This is a genomic window from Segatella salivae DSM 15606 (assembly GCF_000185845.1).
Lineage (GTDB): Bacteria > Bacteroidota > Bacteroidia > Bacteroidales > Bacteroidaceae > Prevotella > Prevotella salivae.
Window position 1 is genome coordinate 991,731 of sequence record NZ_GL629647.1, and the last position, 9,653, is coordinate 1,001,383.

Sequence of the window (9,653 nt, forward strand, 5' to 3'; positions counted from 1 at the left end):
CATGAAATGTATTATCTTTGCACTACTATTTCGAAATAATACATTCTATAAATAAATGAAACAGTACAAGTTAGTAGACAATTTACTGGGGTGGCTTGCTTTCTTGATTGCCGCAGTCGTTTATTGTTCTACAATCGAACCGACAGCCAGCTTTTGGGACTGTCCTGAGTTTATCACTACAGGCTATAAGCTTGAAATTGGGCATCCACCTGGGGCGCCATTCTTTATGCTTACAGCCAATCTTTTCTCGCATTTTGCAAGTAGTCCATCAGAAGTTGCACGCATGATCAACACCATGAGCGCTCTATTGAGTGCCACAACGATCATGTTTCTCTTTTGGACGGTGACTCATCTGACGAGAAAACTAATACTGAAAGACTGGAATGAGCTGACAACAGCAAAGACAATTATCATCGAAGGAGCTGGACTTGTCGGAGCACTCATTTATACTTTCAGTGACACCTTTTGGTTTTCAGCCGTTGAAGGCGAGGTCTATGCCTACTCATCTGCCTTCACCGCAATCGTATTCTGGCTCATTTTGAAATGGGAAGACCATGCAGACGAACCACATAGTGACCGCTGGCTCGTGCTGATTACCTATATGACAGGCCTTAGTATCGGTGTGCACTTGTTGAATTTACTATGTATTCCGGCCATCGTTCTTGTGTTCTGTTATCGCAAGTTCCCAAATATTGAGTTGAAAGGCTCATTGATTGCGCTGTTCTTCTCATTCGTTCTTGTAGCTGCAGTGCTTTATGGCGTCGTGCCAGGAATCATTACTGTGGGCGGATGGTTTGAGCTTTTATTTGTCAATGTGCTTGGATGTCCGTTCAATACTGGTGAGATTATCTACATCATTCTACTTGTAGCAACGGTTCTTTGGGCTATTTATGAAAGCTATTCTGACCGAAACGAGAAGCTGAGTAACATTTCGTTTACCGCTGCAGTGGCTATGCTTGGCATCCCATTCTATGGATATGGCTGGTCATCTGTATTCATAGGAGTAGTTGTTCTCACGATACTTTGGTTTGTATTAAACTACAAACGAACGATTAATAAGAAAAGAGTCAGCTTCGTAACTGCACGCATTAAGAACACAACTTTATTGTGTATGTTAATGCTTATGATTGGATATTCGAGCTATGCCCTTATAGTTATACGCTCAACGGCTAATCCTCCTATGGACCAAAACTCGCCAGAAGACATCTTCACTCTTGGCAGTTATCTCAGTCGTGACCAATATGGTGACAGACCATTAGCCTATGGTCAGGCCTACACTTCACAGGTTGCACTGCAAAACGACGGTAAGATGTGCAAACCAGTAATGAGTGAAGGTGCGCCAATCTATGCTCGAAAGGAAAAGAAAAGCGCTGATGAGAAAGACTCATACTTTGTTGTTAGTCACAAGAATAAATACGTATTTGCGCAGAATATGGTATTCCCGCGCATGTATGAACAGAAATATGCCCAAGCGTATGAAGACTGGATGGGCGGTGTTGACGGCTCGGAAGTGCCGTATGATCGCTGTGGTGAGCCAATGACGGTTAAGATGCCGAGCCAAATAGAGAATCTACGTTTCTTCTTATCTTACCAATGTAACTTCATGTATTGGCGCTACTTTATGTGGAACTTCGCTGGACGTCAGAATGATATACAAGGTAATGGTGAGCTTGAACACGGCAACTGGATTACTGGTATTCCTTTTATTGACAATGCACGCTTAGGAGATCAAAGTAAACTTCCAGCCGATTTGCAAAAAAACAAAGGCCATAACGTGTTCTATTGTCTTCCACTCCTTCTGGGAATCATAGGACTTTTCTGGCAAGCTTGGCGTGGAAAACGAGGTATTCGCCAGTTCTGGGTTGTATTCTTCCTATTCTTTATGACAGGATTGGCTATTGTTATCTATCTTAATCAGACGCCAATGCAGCCACGAGAACGTGATTATGCTTATGCAGGTTCATTCTATGCGTTTGCTATTTGGTGTGGAATTGGTGTGGCAGCTATCTATGATTTGCTAAAGAAATACCTACATATCAATGAAAAGGTACTGGCATCTGTCGTTTCAATCTTAGCGTTGTTGGTTCCTATTCAGATGGCAAGTCAGACCTGGGATGACCATGATCGTAGTGGAAGATATACTTGTCGAGACTTCGGTCAGAACTATTTGATGACCTTACAAGACAAAGGTTTCCCAATCATCTTTACCAATGGAGACAATGATACGTTCCCACTTTGGTATAATCAAGAGGTAGAAGGTGTCAGAACTGATGCCAGAGTATGCAACCTAAGCTATCTCGCTACCGACTGGTACATTGACCAAATGAAGCGACCTGCCTATAATTCGCCTGCGGTTCCAATCAGTTGGCCTCGTATTGACTTCTGTTCGGGGACAAATGATTATATCACTGTGCAGCCAGAAGCAAAGAAACAGATCCTTCAGTTCTATAAGGATAACCCACAACAAGCTAAGGCTCAGTTCGGAGATGAACCGTTTGAACTGAAGAATATCATGAAGTATTGGGTACGATCTAAGGATAATGACATGCACTTTATACCTACAGATACGGTCTATGTAACTATAGATAAGCAGGCCGTTAGACGTAGTGGAATGCTCATGCAGACTGATTCTATCCCCGACAAGATGGTGATTTCGCTCGCAGGAAAGAACGCTTTGTACAAGAACGACCTAATGATGCTTGAGATGATTGCCCAATGTAACTGGACGCGTCCTATCTATGTAGCCCTCACTGTGGGTGAAGATAACTACATGAACTTAGGGAACAACTTCGTACAAGAAGGCCTTGCAAACCGCATTACGCCATTCACGACGAATATAGATGGTAAGGTTGTCAAGGGAATGACTAACTTTGACACAGCCAAAACCTATCGAAATCTGATGATGCGCTATAAGTTTGGTGGCTTAAAGACTAAGGGACTATATATCGATGAAACTGTAATGCGTATGTGTTATACCCATCGTCGTCTCTTTGCTCAGCTGGCAAAACAACTCATTATGGAGCATAAAGATAAACAGGCATTAGCTGTTTTGAATAAATGTTTAGCTGAAATACCGGCTTATAATGTGCCAAACAACTACGTAAGTGGTAGCCTTGATCTTGCAGAGTGCTATGCAATATTGGGTCAAAAGGCTAAAGCTAAGGAATTGTTTAACGACGTTTGGAATAACTCTGCACAGTATATGAATTGGTATTTGAGCCTCGACAGCAACCATTTTGCCCAGTCTATGAGTGACTGTCTACGCGAAATGTCAATCATGCAAGAGTGTAACAGAGTGGCAAGTATCATAGATCCGAAGCTCGCTCAACGCACAGGACATCAGTTCCAGAGTCTGTTTAATATGTATCGCGGTAAGGGTGGCGTGCTGCCTAACCAGAACAATTGACGCAAAATTAAGCTAACAAGCGATGATAATAGAGCAACCTGCGAAATGGTTACGCTGGATTTATCCCGGTGCGACTTGGAGAATGGACCCTAACGAACATGCAGTTTATCTCACGTTTGACGATGGTCCTATCCCCGAGTCGACACCTTTCATCCTTGAAACGCTTAGGAAATATAATGTCAAAGCTACCTTTTTCATGGTTGGAGAGAATGTGTTGAGATACCATGACCTCTATAATCAAATCATCAATGATGGTCATCGAGTGGGTAATCACACCTTTAACCATATAGGATCTTTCAAACATTGGACTATCACCTACGCCATTAATACTCATAAAGCCGATGAACTCATCCACTCAAACCTATTCCGTCCGCCCCATGGATGGATGAGAATGTCAGTCTATTGGTGGATGAAAAGAAGGTATCGGATTATCATGTGGGACCTCGTTACACGCGATTATTCTAAATGGTTGACTGCAAAAGATGTGGTAAGAAACGTAAAAAGGTATGCAAGGAATGGCTCAATCATCACGTTTCATGACTCTTTGAAGAGTATCGATAAACTAAAGACAGCCTTACCTGAATCAATTGAATGGTTAAAATCGCAGGGATATGAGTTCAAGACCTTTGAATAAACAAGACCTTACGAATGAAATCAAAGCCGAAGCACTGCGCCTCGGCTTTTTTGCTTGTGGCATAGCACGTGCTGAACACGTTGATAAAGCGACAACAGACCATATCAACCGCTGGCTCAAAGAAGGCAAATTTGCCAACATGGAGTATATGGCTAACTACACAGATAAACGACTTGACCCCCGATTATTAATGGAAGGAGCAAAGAGTATCATTTGTGTTGCATTGAACTATGCCCCACAACATAAGTTCAATGAAAATGAATTTCATCTTGCTTCCTATGCCCTTGGTTTGGATTATCATGATATAATGAAAAACAAACTGCGTCAATTGGCCGCACGATTTGGCTTTAATGACGCACTAAAATGCCTCAAATCAGAGCGTAAAATGTGCCGAATCTTTGTTGATACTGGCCCCATATTAGAACGCTATTGGGCTGAAAAAGCAGGGTTAGGATGGGTTGGTAAGAACCATCAGCTTATCATTCCACACGCTGGGAGCATGTTTTTCTTGGGTGAAATCATTGTAGATGAAGAGCTTGTTTATGACCAACCAGCAAAAAATCGCTGTGGAAACTGCCACCGATGTATTGATGCCTGTCCAACAAAAGCGATTGATGAAGGTCGTGAAATCAATGCCGAGAAGTGCCTTTCTTACCAGACAATAGAGAATAGAGAAAGTCTTTCTGAAGAGGCTTTTGCCTCAATCGGCAACACCATCTATGGCTGTGACGCCTGCTTAAAGGCTTGTCCGTGGAATAAATTTGCCATACCTAACGACACACCCGAACTTCAACCAAAAGCTGAACTCATGCAAATGACGCGACAAGAATGGGAGATTCTCAGCGAAGAGGATTATCAAAAACTCTTCAAAGGGAGTGCGGTTAAGCGGGTAAAATATAAGGGATTGATGCGAAATATTAAGGCTGCGGCTTGCTATTCTCAAGGAAAACACCTACCTTTATCCACGAAAACAAAGGACAATGAACAAAAAAATAAATAGTTATAAGGCTGTAGCTGCGTTGACAAGAGCATTCTTTGAAGCCTATACAAACGGCATTTTAGATGGCTCAACAGAGGCAAATAATAAGGAGAACAAACGTTCTCCACAAGCTGTTAAGCAAGCCATGCTCGAACATTATGAAGAAATTAATCAGCAGTTCTTCACGGTGATGTTTCCTGCTTTGACGCTACTCAATTATCAAGATGAACAGAAAATGCAGGAGAAGCTCAAGGAAGCAAGTGCTGAAAAGGCCTTAAATGTAACAGAATATCTACGATTTGCTTGCAAAACAGATAAGCTTTTTCAGGCTCTTTTGAGTGAATATAGACGCAATTTTACTATGCTTTTGCAAGGTAAAATGACAACACTTCATGAACACATTAAAGGCTATCCACGAGGTTTGCAGCTTTCTGTTATAGACGAACAGAAGGCTATTGTCATTATGGTTCGTGTGATTTTAAAGGCCTATGCCGCAGGGATAAAAGCAACAAAAACAAACCATCACACTTTCAATCAAGCTACAATCTATCGCATATTGCTGATAAACATACAATTGTTACTCAATGATTGTGCATTCAAATCAAACGAAGAAGATCTCATACTGCTGTTCCAAGAGGCATGCGGAAACGAAAACAATCTCAATGTTTTATTCAATTCGTTGGATGAAATCTATGAAGAATTAGCACAAGAAGAGGGACTTTACACACACAATGAGCAAGGAAATTAGAAAAGAAGCACTACGAAACAGCAAGCTATATCACCATATTAAGAAGGTCACTCAGCTTGCAGATGGATATTATCTCGATTTTGTCATCGGATTAATCCCAGGTGGTTTCGGTGACATTCTCGGCGGCTTGTTCTCTCTTTCGCATGTTTACTTTGGCCTATTCAAGCTTCGTTCGATTCCGCTGACATTGGCTTTATTGAACAATATGCTTCGCGATGTCTTCCTTGGCATGCTACCTTTCTATGTAGGAGATGCCATTGACTTCTTCTATAAGTCCAATAAGAAGAACATGGCATTAATAGATGGCTTCATAAATGACGATAAAGATATCATTCATCAAGTCAACAAAAAGGCTGTTCAGTCTGCCATCATCCTATTCCTACTACTTGTTTGTATAGCAATCCTGCTTTGGGCATTAATCAAATTCGCAGAACAGGTAGGCAGTTGGCTATTTACTTAACGCAAAGATTCTATCGAAAATCTATATAAACAAACAGACCTTGTAAGCAACAATGATTCACTTACAAGGTCTGTTTCTGTTTAATTATGATGTATAATGCCTAAACTTATTCATAAAAACAAGTCAAAAGTGCATTATTTTCTACTGCATATCATAAACCACTTGCATGAGTTTCTTGCCTAAGGCATCAGCTTCTTCCATTGTAGAAGCCTCACTATACACGCGGATAATAGGCTCTGTGTTACTCTTTCTCAGGTGAACCCACTTGTCAGGAAAGTCAAGTTTCACGCCATCTATATCAGTTACCTGCACATCGGGTTCTTTTCCATACTGCTCTTTCACCTTTTCCAAGATTGCATCCACATCAGTTGATGGCGTAAGATCTATGCGATTCTTGGCGATAAAGTATTCAGGGAAGGTTGCACGGAGTTCACTTACCTTACATTTCTTCTGTGCAAGGCTCGACAAGAAGAGTGCAATACCCACCAAAGCATCACGTCCATAGTGGCTCTCGGGATAGATTACTCCCCCATTTCCCTCACCACCAATGATGGCATTCGCCTCTTTCATCTTCGTTGTTACATTCACTTCACCCACTGCAGCAGCTGTATAAACGCCGCCATGCTTTGTTGTTACATCGCGAAGCGCACGTGTAGAGCTTAGGTTAGATACGGTATTTCCCGGCGTGTTACTAAGCACATAGTCGGCTATTGAGACTAAAGTATACTCCTCACCAAACATCTTTCCGTCTTCACAAATGAATGCCAAGCGGTCAACATCTGGGTCTACAACGATGCCCAAATCATAGCCACCTTTTCGTATTTCGGCCATAATACCACTGAGATTTTTCTCTAATGGTTCTGGATTATGTGCAAAATCACCATTTGCTTCGCCATTAAGGAAGGTGTATTCTACGCCTAAAGCATCAAGCAATTCTGGCAAAATGATTCCTCCAACCGAGTTGATTGCATCCACAGCTACCTTAAAGTGCGCTTTGCGTATAGCCTCAGTATCTACTAATTTCAATGCAAGCACACTATCAATATGGCGTTGATTGAAAGATTCTTCTTTGTATTTACCTACATGATCAACGTCGGCAAACTCGAAATCTTCCTTATCTGCTATCGCAAGCACCTCGTTTCCGTTATCTTTTGTGAGGAATTCTCCCTTGTGATTCAATAGCTTCAAGGCATTCCAATGACGTGGATTGTGGCTTGCTGTGATGATGATTCCGCCTGCAGCTTGGCTCATTTGAACAGCCAATTCAGTAGTAGGCGTGGTGGCAAGTCCTATATTAAGCACATCATATCCCATGCCCATTAATGTACCACAAACTACATTCTTCACCATCTCTCCAGAGATACGAGCGTCTCTTCCGACAACTATCGTGTTGCTCTTCGACTGATTACTGCGACGAATAAAGGTTGCATAAGCCGATGTAAACTTAACAATGTCTAATGGATTTAATGTGTCACCAGCTCGTCCTCCGATAGTTCCTCGGATGCCGGAGATAGATTTTATTAAAGTCATAATATTTAGATTTATCTACCTTTTTGGTAAGTTAATTCGTAAAAACACGGGTAAACAGCTCCCGAAGCAACAGCAGTTCCTTGCGCTGAAGGCACAATCAGTCTCACTTTTGCAATGCCTTGTGCCGACAATTTGCCAAGTTTGATATAAGAAAGCGGAGCCAAAAGTCCTGCCGGAACGGTAGCCGTTCCATAGACACTCTTCATTACTCCCGATTCAAATTGTGCGTAGGGCGAACCCGAAATCATTTTAACGTTCATCACATCTGGGATAGATGAATAGGTCATGATATTGTTAGAAGAAATCACCGAGTCTGTAAGCAGATTGGTTTCTGTGTATCTTAACAGCACATTTGCAGAGGCATTGCGACCTAAAACCTCACCACTTCCGCGACGAACAATTTGCATATACACCCCCGAACTATTGAAAAGCACAAACTGATTCTTGGTGGTATCTGTCGTCGTATCTTGTGAAAGAAACTGTTGTTCAGTAATAACATTCACCTTATGGTCTGCAATATACTGGTTGATTGCAGCGCGTTCTTTCTTCTTTTTGTCTGCATACGTTTCAGTATCTTTGCAAGATGCAAACGCAATCACACCGATAAGGCCTACGAATAAATATATTATTTTCTTCATTTCTGTCTGTTTTGTTCTTATTTATAACGTGGCAAAGTTACTAATTTCCTTACACTTTGATAGATTTCTATGATAGTTTTTATTGATATTTCCCAATTTTTAAGCTTTCAATCGGTCGGCATATTTCAAGAGCGCACGCTGCATGATGACTTCAGCTTCTTTCAAACTGCAATGCAATTTGCCTCCACTGGCATTCAGATGCCCACCTCCATTGAAAAACTCGGCAGCCACTTCGTTGCATGGAAAATCATCAACCGAGCGCAAACTCACAAGAATCAGGTTATCGTGTCGGTCGTCTTCACGCAACGAAACCGAAAACTTCAGTCCCTTTATACGCAGTGGTTCATTGACAAGTCCCTCCAAATCACCTTTCACAAAATGGAATCTCTTCATGTCACGACGGCTCACTGTGAAGTAGGCGGCATGATATTCATCAAATACACACAGGCGTTCGCTCATCAAAAAGCCACGTAACCTGATGGCCCATTGACTATAATTGTTGAACACATTGCGATAAATTTTATCTTTATCTATTCCCGTTGTGAGCAACATCCCTATGATTGTATAGATTACCGGACGCGTTGAATTATATGTAAACCCACCGGTATCGGTCATCATTCCACAATAAATCGGAGCCGCAATCTGTTGAGTGAGCTGCTCAAAGCCACCCAATTGGCAGATAACTCGAAACACAAGTTCGCATGTGCTGCTGGCTTCGGGATGAGAAATGGTAACAATGCCGTCGATTGTTGGATTGAGATGATGATCTATCAGCACGCGTTTTGCCTTTGAAAGCGCTATAACTTCTTGGAGTTCTTCAAGTCTACTCGTGTCATTAAAATCAAGACAAAACATCAAATCGGCACGTTGACAAAGCGCCTTTACTTCGTCAGTTTGTTTATCAAAACGCAACACATCATCTGTCCCAGGGAGCCATTTCAAAAAATCGGGAAAGGCATCAGGCACGATGACATGGGCCGTCTTCCCCCACAGTTTCAAATATTCCGTCCAGGCTAAACATGCTCCCAAGGCATCGCCATCAGGACTTTTATGCCCCAAAACAATAATATTTTCGGCATCACGGATAGCTGCCTTCAAGGTTTCGACTTCCTGTTCTGTGATTAGTTCTAATTGCATAATGGGCACAAAGATAATAAAAAAAGGTTGAGAGACAACACAAAATGTGATGAGTTAAATGAAAGATGAAAGCAAAAAAGGGTGCAGCGCTGTTATCTCAACAGCGCTGCACCACCACTTT

8 protein-coding genes are annotated in these 9,653 nt (G+C 41.8%); 5 read left to right on the forward strand and 3 right to left on the reverse strand.

The window, feature by feature from the left end; translation table 11 throughout:
- The first annotated feature begins 55 nt into the window (after window positions 1-55).
- Genes HMPREF9420_RS04090 through HMPREF9420_RS04110 form a run of 5 tightly spaced genes read left to right on the forward strand, consistent with a single transcriptional unit; the run spans window position 56 to window position 6,227 of the window.
- Window positions 56-3,406, forward strand: a complete 3,351-nt coding sequence (locus HMPREF9420_RS04090; protein ID WP_007134188.1) for a glycosyltransferase family 117 protein — start codon at window positions 56-58, stop codon at window positions 3,404-3,406.
- Window positions 3,407-3,428: 22 nt separating this feature from the next.
- Window positions 3,429-4,040, forward strand: coding sequence for a polysaccharide deacetylase family protein (locus HMPREF9420_RS04095; protein ID WP_007134189.1), 612 nt, complete (start codon window positions 3,429-3,431; stop codon window positions 4,038-4,040).
- A complete protein-coding gene (gene queG, locus HMPREF9420_RS04100; RefSeq protein ID WP_007134190.1) occupies window positions 4,018-5,040 on the forward strand; it encodes a tRNA epoxyqueuosine(34) reductase QueG in 1,023 nt (340 codons plus the stop codon). Before HMPREF9420_RS04095 ends, queG begins: the two co-directional genes overlap by 23 nt.
- The gene (locus tag HMPREF9420_RS04105; protein ID WP_007134191.1) at window positions 5,021-5,767 is read left to right on the forward strand and encodes a hypothetical protein; all 747 of its coding nucleotides are present in this window, start codon (window positions 5,021-5,023) and stop codon (window positions 5,765-5,767) included. The genes queG and HMPREF9420_RS04105 overlap by 20 nt, the downstream gene beginning before the upstream one ends.
- Window positions 5,751-6,227: a DUF4112 domain-containing protein gene (locus HMPREF9420_RS04110; RefSeq protein ID WP_007134192.1), complete on the forward strand. Its 477-nt coding sequence runs from the start codon at window positions 5,751-5,753 to the stop codon at window positions 6,225-6,227. The genes HMPREF9420_RS04105 and HMPREF9420_RS04110 overlap by 17 nt, the downstream gene beginning before the upstream one ends.
- A 141-nt stretch (window positions 6,228-6,368) precedes the next feature.
- On the opposite strand, the gene glmM is transcribed toward HMPREF9420_RS04110, so the two are convergent.
- From glmM to HMPREF9420_RS04125, 3 genes are all read right to left on the reverse strand, one after another.
- Window positions 6,369-7,757, reverse strand: coding sequence for a phosphoglucosamine mutase (gene glmM / locus HMPREF9420_RS04115; protein ID WP_007134193.1), 1,389 nt, complete (start codon window positions 7,755-7,757; stop codon window positions 6,369-6,371).
- Window positions 7,758-7,768: 11 nt separating this feature from the next.
- Window positions 7,769-8,395: a DUF4827 domain-containing protein gene (locus tag HMPREF9420_RS04120; protein ID WP_007134194.1), complete on the reverse strand. Its 627-nt coding sequence runs from the start codon at window positions 8,393-8,395 to the stop codon at window positions 7,769-7,771.
- A 99-nt stretch (window positions 8,396-8,494) separates the two neighbouring features.
- Window positions 8,495-9,532: a DHH family phosphoesterase gene (locus tag HMPREF9420_RS04125; RefSeq protein ID WP_007134195.1), complete on the reverse strand. Its 1,038-nt coding sequence runs from the start codon at window positions 9,530-9,532 to the stop codon at window positions 8,495-8,497.
- Between the last annotated feature and the right edge of the window lie 121 nt (window positions 9,533-9,653).